The 22,701-nt window shown below is 62.1% G+C and carries 16 protein-coding genes, 1 tRNA gene and 1 pseudogene; 14 read left to right on the top strand and 4 right to left on the bottom strand.

What is annotated here, in order from left to right; all coding sequences use genetic code 11:
- The first annotated feature begins 95 nt into the window (after positions 1–95).
- Both ACMFWR_RS16085 and ACMFWR_RS16080 read left to right on the top strand, forming a co-directional pair.
- Entirely contained in the window at positions 96–2,147 is a 2,052-nt protein-coding gene (locus ACMFWR_RS16085; protein WP_413192599.1) for an NAD(+) synthase, read from the top strand.
- A 212-nt stretch (positions 2,148–2,359) separates the two neighbouring features.
- A complete protein-coding gene (locus ACMFWR_RS16080) occupies positions 2,360–2,698 on the top strand; it encodes a P-II family nitrogen regulator (protein ID WP_413192598.1) in 339 nt (112 codons plus the stop codon).
- Between the two features lie 368 nt (positions 2,699–3,066).
- On the opposite strand, the pseudogene ACMFWR_RS16075 reads toward ACMFWR_RS16080, so the two are convergent.
- Together ACMFWR_RS16075 and trxB are read right to left on the bottom strand one after the other, a co-directional pair.
- A pseudogene (locus ACMFWR_RS16075) lies at positions 3,067–3,801 on the bottom strand (Smr/MutS family protein); the annotation flags it as partial.
- Entirely contained in the window at positions 3,686–4,645 is a 960-nt protein-coding gene (gene trxB, locus ACMFWR_RS16070; RefSeq protein ID WP_413192597.1) for a thioredoxin-disulfide reductase, read from the bottom strand. The gene trxB and the pseudogene ACMFWR_RS16075, both read right to left, overlap by 116 nt.
- 673 nt (positions 4,646–5,318) lie before the next feature.
- Between trxB and ACMFWR_RS16065 the strand changes: the two genes are divergently transcribed.
- The 5 genes from ACMFWR_RS16065 (at position 5,319) to ACMFWR_RS16045 (ending at position 11,552) form a co-directional block, all read left to right on the top strand.
- Entirely contained in the window at positions 5,319–7,673 is a 2,355-nt protein-coding gene (locus tag ACMFWR_RS16065) for a DNA translocase FtsK (protein WP_413192596.1), read from the top strand.
- Between the two features lie 274 nt (positions 7,674–7,947).
- On the top strand, positions 7,948–8,592 hold the full coding sequence (gene lolA, locus ACMFWR_RS16060; RefSeq protein WP_413192595.1) for an outer membrane lipoprotein chaperone LolA: 645 nt from the start codon (positions 7,948–7,950) through the stop codon (positions 8,590–8,592).
- On the top strand, positions 8,585–9,898 hold the full coding sequence (locus ACMFWR_RS16055) for a replication-associated recombination protein A (protein ID WP_413192594.1): 1,314 nt from the start codon (positions 8,585–8,587) through the stop codon (positions 9,896–9,898). Before lolA ends, ACMFWR_RS16055 begins: the two co-directional genes overlap by 8 nt.
- A 102-nt stretch (positions 9,899–10,000) precedes the next feature.
- The gene (serS, locus tag ACMFWR_RS16050; protein ID WP_413192593.1) at positions 10,001–11,293 is read left to right on the top strand and encodes a serine--tRNA ligase; all 1,293 of its coding nucleotides are present in this window, start codon (positions 10,001–10,003) and stop codon (positions 11,291–11,293) included.
- A 168-nt stretch (positions 11,294–11,461) separates the two neighbouring features.
- A tRNA-Ser gene (locus ACMFWR_RS16045) sits at positions 11,462–11,552 on the top strand.
- A 180-nt stretch (positions 11,553–11,732) separates the two neighbouring features.
- Here the strand turns inward: ACMFWR_RS16045 and ACMFWR_RS16040 are convergent.
- The gene (locus tag ACMFWR_RS16040; RefSeq protein ID WP_413192592.1) at positions 11,733–12,587 is read right to left on the bottom strand and encodes a formyltransferase family protein; all 855 of its coding nucleotides are present in this window, start codon (positions 12,585–12,587) and stop codon (positions 11,733–11,735) included.
- 406 nt (positions 12,588–12,993) lie between these two features.
- Between ACMFWR_RS16040 and folE the strand changes: the two genes are divergently transcribed.
- The 4 genes from folE to araH all read left to right on the top strand — a co-directional run bounded on the left by folE (position 12,994) and on the right by araH (position 17,924).
- Complete coding sequence (gene folE / locus ACMFWR_RS16035; protein ID WP_413192591.1) at positions 12,994–13,803, top strand: GTP cyclohydrolase I; 810 nt, start codon at positions 12,994–12,996, stop codon at positions 13,801–13,803.
- 326 nt (positions 13,804–14,129) lie between these two features.
- Positions 14,130–15,125: an arabinose ABC transporter substrate-binding protein gene (locus tag ACMFWR_RS16030; protein ID WP_413192590.1), complete on the top strand. Its 996-nt coding sequence runs from the start codon at positions 14,130–14,132 to the stop codon at positions 15,123–15,125.
- Between the two features lie 234 nt (positions 15,126–15,359).
- Positions 15,360–16,859 carry an L-arabinose ABC transporter ATP-binding protein AraG gene (araG, locus tag ACMFWR_RS16025; protein ID WP_413192589.1) on the top strand — a complete coding sequence of 500 codons (1,500 nt, stop codon included), beginning with the start codon at positions 15,360–15,362 and terminating at the stop codon, positions 16,857–16,859.
- 75 nt (positions 16,860–16,934) lie between these two features.
- Entirely contained in the window at positions 16,935–17,924 is a 990-nt protein-coding gene (gene araH, locus ACMFWR_RS16020) for an L-arabinose ABC transporter permease AraH (protein ID WP_413192588.1), read from the top strand.
- A 140-nt stretch (positions 17,925–18,064) separates the two neighbouring features.
- Here the strand turns inward: araH and ACMFWR_RS16015 are convergent, their stop codons facing one another.
- Complete coding sequence (locus tag ACMFWR_RS16015; RefSeq protein WP_413192587.1) at positions 18,065–18,811, bottom strand: GntR family transcriptional regulator; 747 nt, start codon at positions 18,809–18,811, stop codon at positions 18,065–18,067.
- Positions 18,812–19,000: 189 nt separating this feature from the next.
- On the opposite strand from ACMFWR_RS16015, the gene ACMFWR_RS16010 reads away from it, so the two are divergent.
- The 3 genes from ACMFWR_RS16010 (at position 19,001) to ACMFWR_RS16000 (ending at position 22,556) form a co-directional block, all read left to right on the top strand.
- Positions 19,001–20,203: a pyridoxal-phosphate-dependent aminotransferase family protein gene (locus ACMFWR_RS16010; protein ID WP_413192586.1), complete on the top strand. Its 1,203-nt coding sequence runs from the start codon at positions 19,001–19,003 to the stop codon at positions 20,201–20,203.
- Positions 20,200–20,958, top strand: coding sequence for a 2-keto-4-pentenoate hydratase (locus ACMFWR_RS16005; protein WP_413192585.1), 759 nt, complete (start codon positions 20,200–20,202; stop codon positions 20,956–20,958). The genes ACMFWR_RS16010 and ACMFWR_RS16005 overlap by 4 nt, the downstream gene beginning before the upstream one ends.
- A gap of 314 nt (positions 20,959–21,272) precedes the next feature.
- On the top strand, positions 21,273–22,556 hold the full coding sequence (locus ACMFWR_RS16000; RefSeq protein WP_413192584.1) for an MFS transporter: 1,284 nt from the start codon (positions 21,273–21,275) through the stop codon (positions 22,554–22,556).
- Positions 22,557–22,701 lie beyond the last annotated feature (145 nt).

Genomic DNA, 22,701 nt, shown 5'->3' with positions numbered 1-22,701 from the left:
ATAAGGTCTTAATTCGTCCCTATCTTAGCTGCATATCCCGTCCCGCGTTGCCCACCCGGCATCGGATGCCGGTGCGGTACCCCTAGGATTGCGTCATGACCCACCCGTTCTTCAATCTCTACACCCATGGTTTTGCGCGTGTCGCCGTCGGCGTGCCGCGCTGCCGGGTTGCCGACCCCGCATTCAATGCCGCCGAGACGATCGCGCTCGCACGCAAGGCCGCCGCGCAAGGCGCGGTCATCGTTGCGTTTCCCGAACTCGGACTCTCGGCCTACACCTGCGATGACTTGTTTCATCAGTCCGCCCTGCTCGATGCGTGTGAAGCGGCGCTGAGGACCATCGTCGATGCGTCGAATGAAATCGCGGCGACGGTGATTGTCGGCATGCCGCTGCGCGTGCAGCACACCTTGTTCAATTGTGCGGTGGTGGTGTCGGCGGGGCAGGTGCAGGGGATCGTGCCGAAGAGCTATCTGCCGAACTACAGCGAGTTTTACGAGGCGCGCCAGTTCAGCGCCGCGGAGAACGCGGCAGTCGACTCGATCGAACTCTTCGATCGCACGGTGCCATTCGGCGCGGACCTGGTCTTCCAGGCCACGCAGATGCCGCTGCTGCGTTTTCATGCGGAAATCTGCGAAGACGTGTGGGTGCCAATTCCGCCATCGTCGTTCGCCGCACTCGCGGGCGCGACCGTGCTGATCAATCTGTCCGCTTCGAATGTCGTCGTCGGCAAATCGGGCTATCGTCATCAGCTCGTCGGCCAGCAATCGGCGCGCTGCCTTGCCGCGTATCTCTACACATCGGCCGGGCGGGGTGAGTCGACGACTGATCTCGCGTGGGACGGTCAGGCACTGATCTATGAAAACGGCGAGCTGCTCGCCGAGTCCGAGCGCTTCCTCGACGACTCGCATCTGATCTATGCCGATGTCGATCTCGAGCGGCTCTCGCATGAGCGCCTGCATATGACGACGTTCGCGCAATCCGTGCGCCGTCATCGGGACGAAGTCGCACGCTTCCGTGTGATTCCGGTAGATATGCGGGCGCCCCTCGATCGCGCACTGCCGCTCAATCGCAATGTCGAACGGTTCCCGTATGTGCCGGCCGATCCGCGCCGTCGCGACGAGCGCTGCAACGAGGTCTACAACATTCAGGTGCAGGGCCTCGTGCAGCGGCTGTCGTCGAGCAAGATCTCGAAGGTCGTCATCGGCATTTCGGGCGGACTCGATTCGACACACGCGCTGCTGGTCTGCGCTAAGGCCATGGACCGGCTCAAGTTGCCGCGCACGAATATTCTGGCGTACACGATGCCGGGCTTCGCAACGAGCGAACGCACGCTGAATCAGGCGCGCGAGTTGATGCGCGTGGTCGGCTGCACGGCCCACGAAATCGATATCCGGCCCGCCTGCGAACAGATGCTGCGCGACCTCGGCCATCCCTATAGCGAAGGTCAGGCTCAGTACGACGTCACGTTCGAAAACGTGCAGGCCGGCGAGCGCACGAACCATCTGTTCCGGCTCGCGAACTTCAACCACGCGATCGTGATCGGCACGGGCGATCTCAGCGAACTTGCGCTGGGCTGGTGTACGTATGGGGTCGGTGACCATATGTCGCACTACAACGTGAACGCGAGTGTGCCGAAGACCTTGATCACGCACCTTGTGCGGTGGGTCGCCGAAACGCGTCAGATCGGAGAGAGCGGCGTCGATGTGCTCGAAAACGTGTTGTCGACCGAGATCAGTCCCGAACTCATTCCGTCGAGCGAGTCGGGCAAGATCGAGCAAAGGACCGAGTCGGTGATCGGGCCCTACGAACTGCAGGACTTCAACCTGTACTACACGCTGCGGTTCGGCTTCGCGCCGTCGAAGGTCGCATTCCTGTCGTATTCGGCCTGGCATGACCGCGAAACGGGCCGCTGGCCCGAAAACGCGAAGGTCGCGCGCAATCAGTACGCCCTGTCGGCGATCAAGCACAACCTCGGCATCTTCCTCGACCGGTTCTTCCGTCAGAGCCAGTTCAAGCGGTCGTGCATCCCGAATGCGCCGAAGGTCGGCACGGGCGGATCGCTATCGCCGCGCGGTGACTGGCGCGCGCCGAGCGACTCGGAATCGATCGTGTGGCTCAAGGAACTGAGCACGGTGCCCGAGCAATAGCCGGGCGTGAGGCGCCCGCATGAGGTGTACCCCGCATCGAGTGTCCCGGCGAGGCAGGTAGAATGCACCCATGCACGCGACTGTGCGGCCCGACGATAACCGGCCCGATCCGGTGGTCGGCCGGGCCTGCGACGCCCCCGAAACCGTCCGAATCAAAAGAATCAGAAGAATCCGAAGCATCCACCGCACATCAAGCCTTTTAAGGGACCACCATGAAACGAATCACTGCGATCATCAAGCCGTTCAAGCTCGACGAAGTGCGCGAAGCGCTGGCTGAAGCCGGCCTCACGGGCCTGACGGTGACCGAGGTCAAGGGTTTCGGCCGTCAGAAGGGCCACACCGAGCTGTACCGCGGCGCAGAATATGTCGTCGACTTTTTGCCGAAGGTCAAAATCGAGGTCGTGGTGACCGACGCGCAGTGCGACAGCGTGATCGACGCGATCGTCAATGCCGCACGCACGGGCAAGATCGGCGACGGCAAGATTTTCGTCTCGGACATCGACCGCGTGATCCGGATCCGGACCGGCGAAGAGAACGAAGCCGCGATCTGAGCGGGCGAAGGGATAGGAAAAACGGCGCCGCGGCGCCGTTTTTGTTTTCTGGAAGCGTATGCCGTCTTGTCGTTCGCAAGCCCGATTGACGGCGCCTTCGCGAACACGCACCCTGCGCGCGATGCTCCACTTTGCTGCGCAGATTGCCCGAACGGCCGTGCGAGCCGGCGATGCCGAGCTTAAGGCCGAGTCTTTCCGCCGACGGGATAGCGTTTGAGCAGTTCGGCAAACGAGGCCTCAAGCGCCTTCTCGGCCGGCGTCGCGGCTTTGCCGGCCGTTGGCGCGTCAGCGGCGGCGCCCATCTCGTCAACTGCATGAGACACCTGGTCGCTAATCGGCAGTTTCTCGGCTTCTTTTGCGAATTGCGTCGACGGTTGAAGCAGCACGACGACCGCGCCCGCGCCGCCGTCATGCGGACGGGCCTGGCAGAACGCAATCACTTCTTCTTTCTGGGCGAGCCAGCGGCGAACCTTGCCCTTGAGCACGGGTTCCTTGCCGACCGATCCGAGCCCCTTGCCGTGAATCACGCGCACGCAGCGCAGGCCATGTTTGACGGCCTCGCGCAAAAACGCGCCGAGGGCTTCGCGCGCCTCGTCGCTGCGTTGGCCGTGCAGATCGAGTTGAGCCTGCACGATCCACGTGCCCGCACGCAGTTTCTTGACGACATCGCCACGCACGCCGGGCCGGCAGAATGACAAGGTGTCGTCGACGTCGAGCAAGGCTTCGGGATCGAACTCGTCGGAGATCGATTCGACGAGGACTGCTTTCTCGTCCTGCTGCGTCTTGAGCGGGAGCGGCGGCGGGGTATCGCGTTTTTTCGGCGCGCGCGTCGGCACCGCGAGCGGCGCGACTTCGCCGATCGAACGCCGGAAGACGTCCGCTTCGGCCGCAGCCTCGCGCTTGCGGCGCTCGGTCTCGATCCGGTCGCGTTCGCGGGCTTCAGACTCGGTCTTCAGCTTTTTCGCGAACGCGCCGAGATCGGCGAGATCAGTGATCTTCGAGGCCTTCAAGGTAGCGCTGTGCGTCGAGTGCAGCCATGCAGCCCGTGCCGGCGCTCGTGATGGCCTGGCGATACACGTGGTCCTGCACGTCGCCGGCAGCAAACACGCCCGGCACGCTGGTTGCCGTGGCGTTGCCGCCGAGGCCGGCGTGCGTGACGATGTAGCCGTTCTTCATCTCGAGCTGACCGTCGAACAGGTCCGTGTTCGGCTTGTGACCGATCGCGACGAACACGCCCGCGAGCTTGATGTCTTCGGTCGCGCCCGTGTCGCGGTGCTTGATGCGCAGCGACGTCACACCGGCCTGATCGCCCTGAACTTCATCGACGACGTGGTTCCACTTGATCTCGATCGCGCCTTCCTTTTCCTTCGCGAGCAGGCGATCGACGAGGATCGGCTCGGCGCGGAACTTGTCTCGGCGGTGCACGACCGTCACTTTCTTCGCGATATTCGACAGGTACAGCGCTTCTTCGACCGCGGTATTGCCGCCGCCGATCACTGCCACTTCCTGCTGCTTGTAGAAGAAGCCGTCGCAGGTGGCGCAGGCCGACACGCCCTTGCCCATGAACAGCTCTTCGGACGGCAGGCCCAGGTACTGGGCCGAGGCGCCCGTCGCGATGATCAGCGAGTCGCATGTGTACTCACCCGCATCGCCGATCAGGCGGATCGGCTTTTCGGTCAGCTTGGCGGTGTGAATGTGGTCGAACACAATTTCCGTGTTGAAACGCTCGGCGTGCTCGAGGAACCGCTGCATGAGCTCCGGACCCTGGACGCCGTTCGCGTCGGCCGGCCAGTTTTCGACGTCGGTTGTCGTCATGAGCTGACCGCCTTGTGCGAGGCCCGTGACGAGCACCGGCTTCAGGTTGGCGCGTGCGGCATACACCGCGGCGGTATATCCGGCGGGGCCGGAACCGAGGATCAGCACTTTGGCGTGTTTAACTTGCGACATGTTCTTTCCCCAAAACGGGCAATCAGCAGGCTGTTTTTAGACCGGCAATTATAAGCGGGTGCCGCTACAAGACCGAATCATCCCTATCTATCGCACTGATAGCCGGAACCTCTCTGCGTCGGCCCGGGCGCGCGGGGCGCCTGCGCAGACCGCGCGTCAGAGCCGGATTCCGGCCGTCTTCAGAGTCCATATGGGGGTGGCTTCAAGGGGAGCAAGGCGGTTCGAGGGATCGCTCGATTGTGCAAGGTGGGCGCGGTCGTATCGATGACATGCGCCGCAATCCGGCGCGTGGGCATCGGTTCGCCTGGCGCAACGTCGCGGCGCTTGTGCGGCCACGACAGATCGCAAGGCAGCAGGCGACCTGATGACACGACGTGTAGTCGGGGCCCGGAGGCAGGCGACTCACGGCCAGGGTCGCCACGCACCGGCTGCCCGAATGTTGTTTTTTAGGGCCGGAAGGAGCCGCCGGAGTAGGGAAAGGGGAGCGTTCTCGCTCGGGTGTAGGAGTGTTCAAGCAAAACGTTCGGAATTTGCCCTTGAGCGTTGTTTTTGCTGCTTTTCGATACACATTTTTTTGAGTCTGACCACCCCGATGCGGCTGGAACGCGGGATCGGCGGTTTACAATGGCACGCATCGAACACCCGGCACATCTTGTGCCGACTAAGCATTTCAATGGCGAAAACGACTTATTCCCCTGGCGCGAACGCGCTGCCGCATCGGATGTCGCGGCTGTTTTCGGAAATTCGCTGGCTGATTCAGGCAGCGTTGCTGCTGTTTCTCGTCATGGCGCTGGTCAGCTACAGCCGGCGCGACCCAAGCTGGACGCACTCGGTGCAGGTCGACCACATCTCGAACTGGGCAGGGCGTGTGGGCGCATGGACGTCCGACATGCTGTTCCTCCTGTTTGGCCTGTCGGCGTACTGGTGGATCGTGCTGCTCGCCCGGGGTGTCGCGGGCGGCTACAAGCGCATTGCGGAGCCGCGCGAATTGCGTTCGCGCACGGGGCGCGCGCTCGACGATGACGAGGACGACGCGCCTGTCACGCATTTCGGCGAAGGCTGGTTCGTGCAGATCGCTGCGTTCGTGCTCGTGCTGCTCGCCTCGATGGGCATCGAGTCGCTGCGCATGTGGTCGCTCAAGCTCGCGCTGCCGCGCTCGTCGGGTGGCGTGTTCGGCGATATCGTCGCGAGCGCGGTGTCGCATGCGCTTGGCTTTACAGGCGGGACGCTCGCGTTGCTGCTGGCCTTTTGTATTGGCCTGTCGCTCTATTTCAAATTCTCGTGGCTCAGCGTGGCCGAGAAAGTCGGCGAAGCGCTCATCAATGCCGTGACGCTCGCGCGCCTGCGCCAGGAAGCGAAGCGTGACCGCAAGGCGGGCGAGGTCGCAGCCGTCAAGCGCGAGAACAAGGTCGAACGTGGCCGCGTGAAGCTCGAGGAACACGAGCCGGTGCAGATCGTGCCGCAGGTGACGACCGTCGCGACGTCCGAGCGCGTTGAAAAGGAAAAGCAGCAGCCGTTGTTCGCCGAAATGCCCGACAGCACGCTGCCGCCTCTGGCGCTGCTCGATCCGGCGTCCGCGGTTCAGGAAACGGTGTCGGCCGATACGCTCGAGTTCACCTCGCGGCTCATTGAAAAGAAGCTCAAGGACTTTGGCGTCGACGTCAGTGTGGTCGCCGCGTATCCGGGCCCGGTCGTGACGCGCTACGAAATCGAGCCGGCAACGGGCGTCAAGGGCAGCCAGATCGTCGGCCTCGCAAAGGACCTCGCGCGTTCGCTCTCGCTCGTGTCGATCCGGGTCGTCGAAACGATCCCGGGCAAGAATTTCATGGCGCTCGAGTTGCCGAATCCGCGCCGCCAGACCGTGCGCCTCTCGGAAATCCTGGGGTCGGAAGTCTATGCAGATGCGTCGTCGGCGTTGACGATGGGTCTGGGCAAGGACATCAGCGGCAAGCCGGTGGTCGCCGACCTCGCGAAAATGCCGCACTTGCTGGTAGCCGGGACGACCGGTTCGGGCAAGTCGGTCGGGATCAACGCGATGATTCTGTCGCTGCTCTACAAGGCGACGCCCGATCAGGTCCGCATGATGTTGATCGACCCGAAGATGCTCGAAATGAGCGTCTACGAGGGCATTCCGCATCTGTTGTGTCCGGTCGTCACGGATATGCGCCAGGCTGGCAACGCGCTGAACTGGACCGTGGCCGAGATGGAGCGCCGCTACAAGCTCATGAGCAAGCTTGGCGTGCGCAATCTAAGCGGCTACAACAACAAGATCGACGACGCGGCCAAGCGCGAAGAAAAGATTCCGAACCCGTTCTCGCTGACACCGGATGCGCCGGAGCCGCTCGACCGGCTGCCGACCATCGTGGTGGTGATCGACGAGCTCGCTGACCTCATGATGGTGGTCGGCAAGAAGGTCGAAGAGCTGATCGCGCGGATTGCGCAAAAGGCGCGGGCAGCGGGCATTCACTTGATTCTCGCGACGCAGCGCCCGTCGGTCGACGTGATCACGGGCCTGATCAAGGCCAATGTGCCGACGCGGATGGCGTTCCAGGTGTCGTCGAAAATCGACTCGCGCACGATCCTCGACCAGCAGGGCGCGGAGTCGCTGCTCGGCATGGGCGATATGCTGTATCTGCCGCCGGGTACGGGGCTGCCCGTGCGCGTGCACGGTGCCTTCGTGTCCGACGAAGAAGTGCATCGCGTGGTCGAGAAGCTCAAGGAAGGCGGTGAGGCGAACTACATCGAGGGCATTCTCGAAGGCGGCATCGCCGGTGAAGACGGCGCGATCGGCGGTGAAGCCGGTGCGGGCGGAGCGGGCGGCGGCGAAGCGGATCCGCTTTACGATCAGGCCTGCGATGTCGTGATCAAGCACAAGCGGGCGTCGATCTCGCTGGTTCAGCGTCATTTGCGGATCGGGTATAACCGCGCGGCGCGGCTGCTCGAGCAGATGGAGCAATCGGGCATGGTGTCGGCGATGTCGTCGAACGGCAATCGTGAGATCCTCGTGCCGACACGGGAAGCGGAGTAGCCTCGGGCTCGCGTATGCTCCGGCGTGCCGGGGCGTGCCGGGGCGTGCCGGGGCGTGCCGGGGCGTGCGCAGCGTCGCATCCGGCAACACCTTCGCGTTGCAGTGGCGGTACCGCACGGCGCCCTGTTCCACGGTAGTCCGCACGCGTTGTGCACGGCCCGCCTGATCAGGGCGTTAAACACCCAAACACGTAGGGCGCGCACAGGGAATCGGCATTTGTCAAAATAGGGCACGTTTGTTGCGGCGCCCGCTTCATCCGATTCACGATACGACTATGAAATCCATTCTTCGAACTGCGGTGCTGACCGCATCGCTGCTGTTCGCCTCGCACGCCTTCGCGGGCGGGATCGACGACCTCAAGGCGTTTGTCGCGCAAGTGCACTCCGCGCGAGGTGATTTCGTTCAGCACCAGATCACCGCGAACAAAAATGCGAGCGGCGCGGCGGCCGTCAAGGCCGGCGGAACGCAAAGCGGCAACTTTGTGTTTGCGCGGCCCGGCAAGTTCATCTGGGCGTACACCAAGCCTTATGACCAGTTGCTGCAGGCCGACGGCGACAACTTCTACGTCTACGACAAAGACCTGAACCAGGTCACCGAGCGCAAGCTCGGAAGCGCACTCGGTGCGAGCCCGGCTGCGATCCTGTTCGGCAGCAACGATCTCGACAAGAGCTACAACCTGCGCGACGTCGGCGTGAAGGACGGCATCGACTGGCTCGAGCTGACGCCCAAGAGCCAGGACACCCAATTTCAGCAGATCGGCATCGGCTTCAAGGACGGCACGCTCGCAGCGATGGAACTGCATGACGTGTTTGGCAACGTCACGCTGCTGACCTTCACGAACGTCGTCAAGAACCCGAGTTTGCCCGCCGATACGTTCAAGTTCACACCGCCCAAGGGCGCGGACGTGATCAATGGATGATTTGTTCAAGGTCGAGCCAAGGCGGCCGCTTGCCGAGGCTTTGCGGCCGGCGACGCTCGCCGATGTGATCGGCCAGAAACACCTGCTCGGCCCCGGCAAGCCGTTGCGGCTCGCATTCGAGTCGGGCCGGCCGCATTCGATGCTGCTCTGGGGGCCGCCGGGCGTTGGCAAGACGACGCTCGCGCGCCTGACTGCCGACGCGTTCGACTGTGAGTTCATTGCGCTGTCGGCTGTGTTCGCCGGTGTGAAGGACATTCGCGCGGCCATGGAACAGGCTGAGCAATACCTCGCACAGAGCGGCAAGCAGACGCTGCTGTTCGTCGACGAAATTCACCGCTTCAACAAGGCGCAGCAAGACGCGTTGCTGCCATTCGTCGAATCGGGCCTGGTCGTTTTTATCGGCGCAACGACCGAGAATCCGTCGTTCGAGGTCAATTCGGCTTTGTTGTCGCGCGCGCAGGTGTATGTGCTCAAGGCGCTGACCGAAGACGAGATGCGCGAATTGCTGACTCGAGCTCGCGAGACGGCGCTCTCGCACCTCGAGTTCGAAGAGGCGGCGATCACGACGCTGATCGGCTATGCCGACGGCGACGCACGGCGGTTCCTGAATCTGCTCGAACAGACCGACACCGCAGCCATGGCCTCGGGCAAGTCGAAGATCGATGCCGAGTTTGTCGAAAACGCGCTCACGCTCAATGTCCGGCGTTTCGACAAGGGCGGCGACAACTTCTACGACCAGATCTCGGCCCTGCATAAATCGGTCCGTGGCTCGCACCCCGATGCCGCGTTGTATTGGCTGTGCCGGATGCTCGACGGCGGCGCCGATCCGCGTTATCTCGCGCGGCGCATCATTCGTATGGCCTGGGAAGACATCGGCCTGGCCGATCCGCGTGCGATGCAGATCGCCAATGATGCAGCGCTGACCTACGAGCGCCTCGGCAGCCCGGAAGGCGAACTCGCGCTCGGCCAGGCGGTGATCTATCTGGCGATCGCGGCGAAGAGCAACGCGGGCTACAACGCGTTCAATCAGGCGATGGCTTTCGTGCGGCAGGATAAGTCGCGTGAAGTCCCCGTACATTTGCGCAATGCGCCGACCAAGCTCATGAAAGAGCTCGGCTACGGCCATGATTACCGCTACGCGCATGACGAGCCCAACGCCTACGCGGCGGGCGAGACCTACTTCCCCGACGATCTCGACGAGCCCGGCTGGTACCAGCCGGTGCCACGCGGCACCGAGTCGAAGATCGCCGAAAAGCTCGCCTGGCTGCGCTCGCTCGACAACGAGGCAAGGCGCTCGGAGGAGTAATTTCACGAAAAGCGGGCATAAATCCGGCCTGAACCCGTGAAGTCCCCCGACGCGCTCGGTTAGAATCGCCAGATTCGAATAAACACCCGCAGCGATCTCTTCATGCTCGACCTACAACTTCTCCGCAAGGATCTCGACGCCGTCGTCCGGCGCCTGGCCGACCGTGGCTTCACGTTCGATGCCGCCACGTTCAGCGCACTCGAGGCCGAGCGTCGCGATATCCAGATCAAGACCGAAGAACTTCAGAGCCGCCGCAACTCGCTGTCCAAGCAGATCGGCGCATTGAAGGGCAAAGGCGAAGACGCATCGGCTGTGATGGCCGAAGTCGGCGGCATCGGCGACACGCTCAAGGCGTCGGCCACGCGACTCGACGAGATCCAGACGAAGATGTCGGACTTCCTGCTCGGCGTTCCGAATCTGCCGCACGAGTCGGTGCCGGCCGGCAAGGACGAAAACGACAACGTCGAAGTGCGTCGCTGGGGCGCGCCGCGCACGTTCGATTTCGAGGTCAAGGATCACGTCGATGTCGGCGAGCCGCTCGGTCTCGATTTCACGACGGGCGCGAAGCTCTCGGGCGCGCGCTTCACGTTGCTGCGCGGTCCGATGGCCCGTCTGCATCGCGCGCTCGCGCAGTTCATGATCGATACGCACACGACACAGCACGGCTACACCGAGTGCTACACGCCGTATATCGTGAATCCGGAAGTGCTGTTCGGCACGGGCCAGCTGCCCAAGTTCGGCGACGACATGTTCCGCGTCGAGAAGGGCGGTGGCGAAAACACGATCACGCAGTACCTGATTTCGACGTCGGAAATCACGCTCACGAATACCGTACGCGACAGCATCCTCGATGCCGCGCAACTGCCGATCAAGCTGACCGCGCATTCGCCGTGCTTCCGTTCGGAAGCGGGTTCGTACGGTCGCGATACACGCGGCATGATCCGCCAGCATCAGTTCGACAAGGTCGAGATGGTGCAGGTCACGACGCCCGATCAGTCGTATGAAGCGCTCGAGCAGATGGTCGTTCACGCCGAGACGATCCTGCAGAAGCTGGAACTGCCGTATCGCGTGATCACGCTGTGCACGGGCGATATGGGCTTCACCGCTGCGAAGACGTACGACCTCGAAGTGTGGATCCCTGCGCAAGGGACCTATCGCGAGATATCGTCGTGCTCGAACACCGAAGCGTTCCAGGCGCGCCGCATGCAAACGCGTTTCCGCAATGCGCAGGGCAAGCCCGAGAACGTGCATACGCTCAACGGTTCGGGTCTCGCTGTGGGCCGTACGCTTGTTGCCGTGCTCGAGAATTATCAGAACGCGGATGGCTCGGTGAATGTGCCGACGGTGCTGCGTCCGTATCTCGGCGGTCAGGCGGTATTGACGAAGCTCGACTGATCGACTTCTGCTGCGCAACAAAAAATATTGAGCGGAGTGCAACAAGGGACTTGAAAAGCCGAAAGGCCTCCGCTAATATCTCGTTTCTGTCGCAGCTGACCTCCCCGCGACAGATCAAGCAGTTCAAAGCGGCCAGCAGTATCAGCGTCGCGCAGGCTGTGAACACCCGGAAAGGTGGCAGAGTGGTCGAATGTACCTGACTCGAAATCAGGCGTACGGTTTCCCCGTACCGTGGGTTCGAATCCCACCCTTTCCGCCAAGTATTGATAAAAAAGCCCATGCAAGTCATGGGCTTTTTTGCATTCAGCAGTTTGCAAATCGTCGTGCTGTATTCGTCACGCGTGGCGCGATTCGAATGACTTCAACTGTCGTGCCCGTCGTGCTCTTTGCACTCAGGTTTTGCGAAGAGGTCAACGACGGGAGATACCCGAAGCGTGATTCATCGACGTTGTGCGCGTCGTGCTTCCGCCGACAGTGGACTCCATTCGAGCAACGCAATGAATCCGTCGCTCGCTGCGACGATCAACTGCTCGCCATGGCGATGCACGACGGTGCCGGGTTCGAAACGATGCGCTTGTTGCCACGCCTCCACGCGCGACACGTAGAGCTTGCCCTCGCGAAGCGGTGCAATGCATTCGAGCAAACCGAATGAGCGTACCGTCAGCATGATCTCGTCGATGGTCAGCGAGAAATCGAGCGTGCGATGCGCATCGGTGTCGAACGGCCAGTAGTCACCACCGTGTTGCGGAGTGGCCGCGGGCCAAAGCGTTGGCAGCTCACGTGCCGCCCGTAATGCAAGCGGGCCGAGTGCGAGTTGCGTCTTGAGCTCGAGCGTCTCGTGCGTTTCGTTCTCCTGCATGGGAAAGAAGGTCTGCGCAAGAATGTCGCCGGTATCAAAGTCGGGTTCGATCTTGTGGCAACTTACGCCCCACTCGCGCCGCCGTTCCCGAATGGCGCGGCATAGAGGATAGGGGCCACGCGCCACGGGTAGCGGAGACGGATGAAAGTTGATGGCGTAGGGCAGATACTTGCGCCAGTCCGGCACGCGCCACGGATGCCCGGCGACCACGAGCGCGACGCAGCCGTCGCGCGCGAGATCAGACAAGTCCGCAGGCAGGATCCGCGAAAGCTGGATCGGCACGCGAAGGCGCTCAGCGCGGGCCAGCATGGCAGCGTTGGTGTCTCGCGCCGAAAGCAGGTTGGTCGAGAATATTTTGATCGGTTCCCAGCCGGCTTCGACGAACGCGTCGAGGACAATCTGGTACCGGTCAATCGTGGCAATGGCAAAGCGCATAAGCGGACTGGCAGCAATCGAGGGCGCGGCTCGCTGTTGGATCCGCTCATCGAGCCGGTCATCGATGCGATCGTCGATACATAGAAGGATGCGACGACCGATGCCACGATGAATGCAATGAGTGGGACAGTGAGCCGAACGCGCACTGTGCGCTTGTCAGCACGAAATACGAAGAGGGTGCATATTGCCTGGCGTTACGGGTGTAATGCATCACGAGATGATTCAATAACCCCACGGAGCGTGGTGCGGCGAGCCGGGCATTTTGACCGCGCCGCGCAGCGCGGCTAGCATGTGGGATTGGCCGGAATCGGCGCGCGGCCGGGGCAGGATAGTGACCCGCAGTATTGACCCCGAGTCCGCGCGATACCCCGAAACATAAACCGGCGTAGCAAACGAGGATTTCCCGATGGACGACGTTAAGGCGGCGCCACACGACCCTGCAGAACAGGCTCAGGCTGCGGCCGGCGTGCATGCCGACAAGCATGCCCAAAAGCGTGACGCCGGTCATGCCGGCGATGACGCGCACGAAGACGAAGGCGTGCCGCTGTCGACTCGCATTCGCGAGCGCGTGATCAACGCGCGCGGCCGCTATTTTGCGAATGACAATATTGCGGAATACATCCGCGACGGCGAACTCGACACCCTTCAACAGGAAGTCGAGGAGAAGATGCGCGGTGTGCTCGAAAGTCTCGTTATCGATATCGAGAACGATCACAACACGCAGGACACCGCACGCCGTGTGGCGAAGATGTTTATCCGTGAGGTGTTCAGCGGCCGTTATCAGGCCGCGCCTCCGGTGACCGAGTTTCCGAATGCGGCCGCGCTCAACGAACTGATGATCGTCGGTCCGATGACCGTGCGCAGTGCCTGCTCGCACCACCTGTGTCCGATCATTGGCCGCGTGTGGATCGGCGTGATGCCCAATGAGCATTCGAACCTGATCGGGTTGTCGAAATATGCGCGCCTGATGGACTGGATCATGAGCCGTCCGCAAATTCAGGAAGAGGCGGTTGCGCAACTCGCCGATCTTCTCGAGAAGCGCCTGCAGCCCGACGGCCTCGCTGTCGTGCTCGAGGCCGATCACTACTGCATGCATTGGCGCGGCGTGAAGGACAACCAGTCGAAGATGGTCAACAGCGTGATGCGTGGCTCGTTCCTGCGCGATTCGGTCCTGCGTCGCGAGTTTCTCTCGCTGCTTCAGACCAACGCACGCTAAACAACACACACGGCGATTCAACGCAGTTGCGTCACAATGACGCATTCGTCACAATATCTATTCGGTTTTAGCAAGGGCTCGCACTTCGCGGGCCTTTTATTTTCTTTCTGTTTATTTCCCGAATCCCATTTGCAGAGATCTGTAACTTTCACGGATCCATTTAACCCACATGTTGGGCTCTGCATGATAGGGATTTCCCGACTTATCGAAATCGGCAAGTCGCAAAAAAAATTTGGTATTAGAAAGCGCGGGCGCGCTTCGATATGCTTCGTCGACTCATAGCTTGAGCCACCACCCTTACAACAACAGACGAAGATGGAGACTGCATGAAGCGCCTTTTGAAATCCGCCATTCTCGCGTCGGCTGCCGCCGCGTCCTTTGGTCTCTCGATCGCCGGTGCACACGCTGCCGATGCGACGAAGATCGGCTTCCTGGTCAAGATGCCCGAGCAAGCCTGGTTCATCAATGAACAAAAGGCTGCGACCGAAGCAGGCAAGAAGGACGGCTTCGACGTGATCAACATCGGCACGCCCGATGGCGAGAAGACGCTCGCAGCGATCGACAACCTCGGCGCACAAGGCGCACAAGGCTTCGTGATCTGCGCACCGGACGTGCGTCTCGGACCGGCAATCGCCGCCCGCGCGAAGAAGTACAACATGAAATTCGTGACGGTTGACGACCAGCTCGTCGACTCGTCGGGCAAGCCGCTCGCAGACGTGCCCCACCTCGGCATGTCGGCATTCAAGATCGGTCAGCAAGTCGGCACGACGATCGCCGACGAAATGAAGAAGCGCGGCTGGAAGCCGGAAGAAGTCGGCGCGATCCGCATCTCCGACTACGAACTGCCGACGGCAAAGCTGCGTACGGACGGTGCGACGGACGCACTCGTTGCAGCGGGCTTCAAGAAGGAAAACATTTTCGACGCGCCGCAAAAGACGACGGATACGGAAGGCGGCTTTAACGCAACCACGCCGGTGCTGTCGCAGCACTCGAACATCCACAAGTGGGTCATCTTCGCGCTGAACGAAGAAACCGTGCTGGGTGGCGTGCGTGCAACGGAACAGCTGCATATCGCATCGGATAACGTGATCGGCGTTGGCATCAACGGCGCGGGCGAAGCCTGGGCCGAGTTCCAGAAGAAGGCGCCCACGGGCTTCTTCGGCACGATCGCAGTGAGCTCGACGACGCACGGCCGTCAAAGCGCGGAAAACCTCGATGCGTGGATCACGAAGGGCACGAAGCCGCAAGCGAACACCGAAACGACCGGCACGCTGATGACGCGTGACAACTGGACGCAGGTCAAGACCCAACTGGGTCTGTAATCGGACGAGCCTGCGCAACGGCCGAGGCATGCACGAGGACATCACACCCGGATGTCCTCGAACGCAGCTCGAATTCCGAAGCCAGGCTCCGAAGCGTGCCACGAAGCGACGATGCGCGAGTCCGGTGAGATCGGCGCACGCATTGTCGAAGTAGTCTTGTATCGAAACTGAACGAGAAGGCCTCGAGGCGCGCATGGACGATTCGTCCTGCGCGCCGCTTTTTTACGGACATCGATGAGCGCACCACACGACAGTTATTTGTACCTCGATGACATCTCCGTGCGTTTTCCGGGGGTGCTCGCGCTCGGCGGCGTGTCGCTCGACGTGCGTGCCGGCGAAGTGCACGGGCTCATGGGCGAGAACGGCGCGGGCAAATCGACGCTGCTCAAGGTGCTCTCGGGCGTGAATCATCCCGAAAGCGGCACGCTGCATCTGGATGGCAAGGCCCAGACCTTCGTATCGACGAAGGCGGCGATCGACGCCGGCATTGCGATCATTTACCAGGAACTCCACCTGGTGCCTGAGCTCACGGTTGCGGAAAACCTGATGCTCGGCCAGTTGCCGAACCGCTTTGGCGTGCTCGACGAACGCACGCTCGTGAAGCGCGCGATCAGCGAACTCGAGCGCCTCGGCGAAAAGATCGACCCGCAGACGCCCGTCAAGGCGCTGTCGATCGGTCAACGCCAGATGATCGAAATCGGTAAGGCGCTGATGCGCAATGCGCGCGTGATCGCGTTCGATGAACCGACCAGTTCATTGTCGTCGCGCGAAACCGAACGTCTTTTTGCGATCATCCGGCAGCTTCGCGCCGAAGGGCGCGCCATCATCTACGTGACCCATCGCATGGATGAGGTCTATGAGCTCTGCGATCGCGTGACGGTGTTCCGCGACGGCAAGCGCGTGTCGACGTACGAGTCGGTCAAGGATCTCGATCGCGATACGCTGATCAGCGCGATGGTCGGGCGCTCGATCACCGACGTGTATGGCTACCGCACGCGTGAATATGGCGATGTGCAAATCGAAGTTCGTGACCTCACGGGTCCCGGACTGACTGCACCGGTGAGTTTCGCCGCGCGCAAGGGCGAGATCGTCGGCTTCTTCGGGCTCGTCGGCGCAGGGCGTTCCGAGCTCATGAAGCTGATCTACGGCGCGGAGCAGTCCACGGGCGGCGAAATCCGCCTGAATGGCAAAGTGACGAACTTCCGCACGCCGCGCGACGCCGTGCGAGCAGGTCTGGCACTGTGCCCCGAAGATCGCAAGCAAGAAGGCATCGTCGCGATCGCATCCGTCAGCGACAACCTCAATATCAGCTGCCGGCGCCACCATAGTCCGATGGGTTTCCTCCTCGACGATAAGCGCGAGGCGCAAACGACCGATGAGTACATCGACAAGCTCGCGATCAAGACGCGCACGGGCGAGACGGTGATCGGCACGCTGTCGGGCGGCAATCAGCAGAAGGTGATCCTGTCGCGCTGGCTGGCCGAGGAAATCGACGTGTTCCTGATGGACGAGCCGACACGCGGCATCGACGTCGGCGCACGGGCGGAAATCTACAACCTGCTGTATCAGCTCGCCGAGACCGGCCGCACCGTGCTCGTCGTGTCGAGCGACCTTGCTGAAGTGATCGGCGTCGCCGATCGCGTGCTGGTCATGAAGCAGGGCAAGCTCGTGGGCGATTTACCGAAGGCTGAAGCGTTGCCCGAGAAGCTGATCAAGCTCGCCTTGCCGCAGTGAGACAGATCAAGCGCCACTGATAAAGAGCGACAGATAGCGAGACTGAAGGCAGAAGCATTCTTTAGGAATTTATCGATGAACACTTCCATTCAACCTAACGCCGCGCCCGGCGCACGTGCGCGCACGGCCCGCATGTGGGACCTTATCAACAAGTCGGGCATCGTCATGGTGTTCCTGATCTTGCTCATCGTGTTGTCGGTCGCCGTGCCGGGCTTCACAAGCGTGCGCAATATTCAGGGCCTGCTGCTGTCGGTCACGCTGATTGGCTCGATCGCGGTCACGATGATGTTCGTGCTCGCGCTCGGCGAGGTCGATCTCTCGGTCGCGTCGATCGTCGCGTTTTCGGGTGTCGTCGCGTCGACGGTGATCACCGCGTCGCATAGCGTGACGCTGGGCATTCTGGCCGGCATTCTCGCCGGCGGCCTGGTGGGCCTGATCAACGGCGTGCTCGTTGCACGCTTCGAAATCAACTCGCTGATCGTCACGCTCGCGATGATGGAGGTCGTGCGCGGCCTCGCGTACATCACGTCGAACGGCGACGCCGTCATGATCTCGGAAGAGCGCTTCTTCGACCTCGGCGGCGGCGATATCTTCGGCATCGGCTACCCGGTGTGGAGCACGATCGTCGGCTTCATCATCTTCGGCTTCCTTCTGAGAAAGACGGTGTTCGGCAAGAACGTGCTCGCCGTCGGCGGCAATACCGACGCCGCACGCCTCGCCGGCCTGCCCGTGATGCGCATCAAGGTGCTGGTGTTCGTGCTGCAGGGCCTCGTGACGGGTTTTGCCGGCGTCATGCTCGCATCGCGGATGAGCCTGGGTGACCCGAAGACGTCGGTCGGCCTCGAGCTCGGCGTGATTTCGGCTTGCGTGCTGGGTGGCGTGTCGCTCACCGGCGGCGTCGCGACGATCTCGGGCGTGCTGGTCGGCGTGCTGATCATGGGCTCGGTGCAGGACGCGATGAGCCTGCTCAACGTGCCGACGTTCTATCAATACCTGATTCGCGGCGGCATTCTGCTGCTCGCCGTGCTGTTCGACCGCTTCCGTCGCAGCAAGCGCATCGTGTAACGACGCAGCGCCTCAAACACAGCGCTGCAAACACAACGGGCCGTCGCAAGTGATCGCATAGCGAATCACTTGCGACGGCCCGATTGTTTTTGTGTCGTTGAACGGAGTCTGTTCAGACTCAGCGTTCCGGCCTTAGTGCTTCAAGCCGCTGCGACCGTCCGCATGGCTGCGAGCACAGCGTCTTTCTTCTCGCTCAGATGCGAGCGCAGAATGGCCGACATCATCGCGCCATCGCGTGCTTCGAGCGCGGCAATCATCTTCTCGTGATCGGACACTGCGCGCTGCCATTTCTTCGGATCGTGATTCGACCGGAAGCGCAAAGCCTGCAGGCGGCGATTGACCGACTGATAGGTCTGACGCAGCGACGTATTGCCGGCGATCTCATTGATGAGGTCGTGAATCTGCTGATTGAGCGCGTAGTAGCCGGGCAGATCGACGCGCGCGTAGCACGCGAGCATCGAGAAATGCAGGGCCTTCACTTCGGCCAGTTGCTCGGGCGTGATGCGCGCGCAAGCCAGCTCGCCAGCGAACCCTTCGAGGCATCCGAGCAATTCGAACGCATCGATGATGTCGGCTTCGCTGAGCACCGGCACCACGGCGCCGCGATTGGGCTGATGCTCGATCAGGCCTTCGGCCGCCAGCGCCTTGAGCGCCTCACGCAGCGGGGTGCGCGAGACGCCGAGCGACGCGCAAAGGTCGCGCTCATTGAGGCGCGTGCCGGGCGGCAGCGTGCCTTCGACGATCAGCTTGCGAAGGGCGGTCGTGACCGCCGCATGCAAGACCGGCCGCTCGATCGTCACGCTGCGAATACCTTCGAGCGCGGCTTCGAGTTCGGGCGTCTTACTGACACCCTTCAGTTTGGGATTCTGTATGCCGTTGTCCGTCATATCGTGGCTCGTTTTCGAATCAGGGTTTACCAAAATATTAAGGGCACAAAATTACAATCGTCCATACGGGTAAGCGCCACAGTCGGCGCTCAGGCAGAAACCTTATGAACGCTACTCATACGATTGCAAAGGACATCGGGCGCGAGTATGGTATGCAAAATACCAAATACCACCACGCGTCGAGGAACCATGCTGAAGCTTAATTCGCATCCCAGCGGTCGCCACTTTCTCCAAATACCGGGACCCAGCACGGTTCCAGATCGCATTTTACGGGCAATGGATTATCCGACCATCGATCATCGAGGTCCGGAATTTCAATCGCTCGGAATAAAAGTACTCGCGTCGATTCGGAAAATATTCAAAACCGATAATCCGGTCGTGATCTATCCTTCGTCCGGCACGGGCGCGTGGGAAGCCGCTCTGGTCAATACACTATCAGCTGGCGATCACGTATTGATGTACGAGACAGGCCATTTTGCGACACTTTGGAAAAAGCTGGCCGATAAGCTTGCATTAAATGCGGAATTGATTTCTGGTGATTGGCGTCATGGTGTGGATGCCGCCAAAATCGAAGAACGTCTGAAAGCGGATACCGCGCACCAGATCAAGGCGGTCTGCGTCGTGCATAACGAGACGTCGACGGGCGCGACGTCGGATATCGCCTCGGTGCGTGCGGCGATCGACCGCGCGGGTCACCCGGCGCTGCTGCTTGTCGATACGATTTCGGGTCTCGGCTCGGCCGACTACCGCCACGACGAGTGGGGCGTCGACGTCACGATCAGCGGTTCGCAGAAGGGTCTGATGCTGCCGCCGGGTCTGGGCTTCAATGCGATCTCGAAGAAGGCGCTCGAGGCATCGAAGCAGGCGACGCTGCCCAAGGCGTATTGGGGCTGGGAAGAAATTCTCGCGATGAACGAGAAGGGCTTCTGGCCGTACACGCCGGCGACGAATTTGCTGTACGGCTTGTCGGAAGCGTGCGACATGCTGCTCGAGGAAGGGCTGGATCAGGTATTCAAGCGCCATCAGCGTCACGGCGAGGCGGCGCGTCGCGCCGTGCGCGCATGGGGCTTCGAGGTGCTCTGCCAGAACCCGGCGGAGTACAGCCCGGTGCTGACAGCGATCGTAATGCCGGAAGACGGCAAGGGCGGCCGCCACAACGCGGATGCGTTCCGCAAGGTCGTGCTCGAGAACTTCAATATGTCGCTCGGGCAGGGGTTGGGCAAGGTAACGGGCTGGGTGTTCCGGATCGGGCACCTGGGCGATTTCAACGACCTGACGCTGCTCGGCTCGCTGGCCGGCATCGAAGCAGGTCTGATCAAGGCCGGCGTGCCGCATCAGCGTGGCGGCGTGCAGGCAGCGATCGACTATCTCGCGGAGACGGCTGGACGATGAACGACGACCGGATGCGGCGCCTGGCGGGTTTGCTGATCGACGCACGCCGTGCGGGCACGACGCTCGACACGGTGCCGGACGATCTCGTGCCGGCGGACAATGACGAGGCGTACACCGCGCAAGCGATCACGATCGCTGCGCTGGGCGGATCCGCGGGTTACAAGATCGGGGCACGCTCGCCCGAAGCGGCGCCGCAGTTCGCCGCGTTGCCGGCCGACAAAGTGATGCGCAACGGGGCGACGCTTGCGTTCGGCGCGTTTGCGCGTGTCGGCCTCGAGCTCGAAATTGCGTTCCGCTTCGGCAGCGTGGTCGATGCATCGTTCGCGTCGCTTGACGATACCGCCATCCTCTCGCGCATCGCGACGGTTCACGTGACGAGCGAAGTCGTCGACAGCCGCTACGCGGACTTCCCTAAGACACCCAAGCTCGCGCAGCTCGCCGACTTGCAGAACAACGGCGCGCTGGTCGTCAACGAAGGCGTGCCGTATCGCGATGACCTGCCGTACCTCGAGCCGACCGTGGCGTTTCGTTGCGGCGCGCACGAGATCTTCAAGGGGCCGGCACGGAATCCGTGCGGCGACCCGCGGCGTCTTGTGACGTGGCTTGTGCGTGACCTGCTCGCGCGCGGCAGAACCATCGCCGCCGGTGATGTGCTGACGTGTGGCTCGTATACGGGCTGCCAGTTTGTGCAGGCCGGGGGTGCCGTCAGCGGCACCATCGACGGAATCGGTGAAGTGAATTACACGCTCGCTTAGGTGTCGTGATAAGCGGCGTGATACCAGGGTGGCACCCGGCCCAGTCCGCGCAGCGCGCGGCGTGGCCGGCAAGGACGCAGCGGGATTGGGATCAGGACCAGATCCGGCTCCCGACGATGCGTTCAGTGGCAGAACCGTGACAGTTCAGTAAGACCTTACATGAACCTGTCACGCAGTATTGGCTAAGCTGGCCGCCTTGCCGGGGTCAGCCCGACGATCAACGAAAAGATCTGGACCAGAACAGCCAGGCACCACGGGAGACGCGCCACATCACGGCGTCGCACGCGGCAGCGGGCCAAATACGGGAGCTTCTGATGTTTCGCCGTGTCACCACGAAGGTGCTTCTCCTGCTAAGCGTGATGTACTGCATCACGTATATCGATCGTGTGAATGTCAGCACCGCGGCCGCGCAGTTCGGCCCCGAGTTCGGGCTTTCGCATACGCAGATCGGGTTTGTCTTTTCCGCTTTTGCCTATCCCTACCTGATCATCCAGGTGTTCGGCGGCTGGCTCGGCGATCGCTTCGGGCCGCGTCGCACGCTGACCGTCTGCGCGATCGCGTGGGCGGGTGCGACGATCCTGACGGGTTTCGCCACGGGCATCGTGTCGATGGTGTTTGCGCGCCTGCTGCTCGGCCTCGGCGAAGGCGCGACCTTCCCGACCGCGACGCGCGCGATGTCGAACTGGATGGTTCCCGAGCGCCGCGGGTTTGCGCAGGGCATCACGCACGCGGCCTCGCGGATCGGCAATGCCGTGGCGCCGCCGCTCGTCACCTGGCTGATGCTGACCACCACCTGGCGTGGCGCGTTCTTTATCGTCGGCGCGGGCAGCATGATCTGGGCCTTCGTCTGGGGCTGGTACTTCCGCGACAATCCGCGCGAACACCGCCGGATCTCCACCGAGGAAGCCGATGCACTCCCGGCCTACAGCGGCAATCGCGCGCAGACGCCGGTGCCCTGGGGCCCGCTTCTGGCGCGCATGCTGCCGGTCACGGTGGTGTACTTCTGCTACGGCTGGGTGCTGTGGATGTTCCTGACGTGGATTCCGCAGTACTTCCAGCAGAGCCATCATATGCAGCTCGGCAAGTCGGCCGTGTTCTCGTCGGGCGTGTTCTTCGCCGGCGTGATCGGCGACTGGCTCGGCGGCGTGGTCACCGACCGCGTGCTGATGCGCACGGGCAAGCTGCGCCTCGCGCGCAACTGGATGGTCGCGATCTGCATGATGCTGACGTTCCTGTCGCTGCTGCCGATCCTGCTGGTGCCGAATATCAGCGTGCCGCTCGCCGCGATCTCGCTGAGTGCCGGGTTCTTCTTCAACGAAATGACGATCGGACCGATGTGGGCCGTGCCGATGGATATCGCGCCGAAATACTCGGGCACGGCGTCGGGAATCATGAATATGGGCTCGGCGGGTGCTGCGATCGTCAGCCCCGTGATCGGCGGCTGGATCATCGACCGCACCGGGAACTGGAGCCTGCCGTTCGTCGTGCTGATGGTGCTTATGCTGATCGGTACGGTACTCGCGTTCGTGATGCGCCCCGAGCGCCAGCTCGAAACCGAGGCCGAAGCAGGGAAAGCCACCGAGCCGCGTTACAGCTAAGTCGGCTGGATTCGCGGGCAGCATTGTCTTGCGGGGCGGTTCCGGGGCGGCGAGATGGCCGAACCGGGCCGGACCCGACTCCCCCTATGCGGAAAGCGCATCGCTAAACACTATGCATGCACCAAGCGCCTGTTTTTACGGGCGC

Source organism: Pararobbsia alpina (assembly GCF_965118125.1).
GTDB lineage: Bacteria > Pseudomonadota > Gammaproteobacteria > Burkholderiales > Burkholderiaceae > Pararobbsia > Pararobbsia alpina_A.
The sequence above is the reverse complement of the archived record's forward strand: the minus strand, read 5'-3'. Positions and strand labels throughout refer to the sequence as shown.

Coding starts and splice junctions, on each gene's coding strand:
- araH (WP_413192588.1), top strand. CDS start 16,935: ATGAACACTTCCATTCAACCTAACGCCGCGCCCGGCGCACGTGCGCGC.
- ACMFWR_RS16085 (WP_413192599.1), top strand. CDS start 96: ATGACCCACCCGTTCTTCAATCTCTACACCCATGGTTTTGCGCGTGTC.
- ACMFWR_RS16005 (WP_413192585.1), top strand. CDS start 20,200: ATGAACGACGACCGGATGCGGCGCCTGGCGGGTTTGCTGATCGACGCA.
- ACMFWR_RS16010 (WP_413192586.1), top strand. CDS start 19,001: ATGCTGAAGCTTAATTCGCATCCCAGCGGTCGCCACTTTCTCCAAATA.
- ACMFWR_RS16080 (WP_413192598.1), top strand. CDS start 2,360: ATGAAACGAATCACTGCGATCATCAAGCCGTTCAAGCTCGACGAAGTG.
- ACMFWR_RS16055 (WP_413192594.1), top strand. CDS start 8,585: ATGGATGATTTGTTCAAGGTCGAGCCAAGGCGGCCGCTTGCCGAGGCT.
- ACMFWR_RS16065 (WP_413192596.1), top strand. CDS start 5,319: ATGGCGAAAACGACTTATTCCCCTGGCGCGAACGCGCTGCCGCATCGG.
- ACMFWR_RS16000 (WP_413192584.1), top strand. CDS start 21,273: ATGTTTCGCCGTGTCACCACGAAGGTGCTTCTCCTGCTAAGCGTGATG.
- lolA (WP_413192595.1), top strand. CDS start 7,948: ATGAAATCCATTCTTCGAACTGCGGTGCTGACCGCATCGCTGCTGTTC.
- serS (WP_413192593.1), top strand. CDS start 10,001: ATGCTCGACCTACAACTTCTCCGCAAGGATCTCGACGCCGTCGTCCGG.
- folE (WP_413192591.1), top strand. CDS start 12,994: ATGGACGACGTTAAGGCGGCGCCACACGACCCTGCAGAACAGGCTCAG.
- ACMFWR_RS16040 (WP_413192592.1), bottom strand. CDS start 12,587: ATGCGCTTTGCCATTGCCACGATTGACCGGTACCAGATTGTCCTCGAC.
- ACMFWR_RS16030 (WP_413192590.1), top strand. CDS start 14,130: ATGAAGCGCCTTTTGAAATCCGCCATTCTCGCGTCGGCTGCCGCCGCG.
- ACMFWR_RS16015 (WP_413192587.1), bottom strand. CDS start 18,811: ATGACGGACAACGGCATACAGAATCCCAAACTGAAGGGTGTCAGTAAG.
- araG (WP_413192589.1), top strand. CDS start 15,360: ATGAGCGCACCACACGACAGTTATTTGTACCTCGATGACATCTCCGTG.
- trxB (WP_413192597.1), bottom strand. CDS start 4,645: ATGTCGCAAGTTAAACACGCCAAAGTGCTGATCCTCGGTTCCGGCCCC.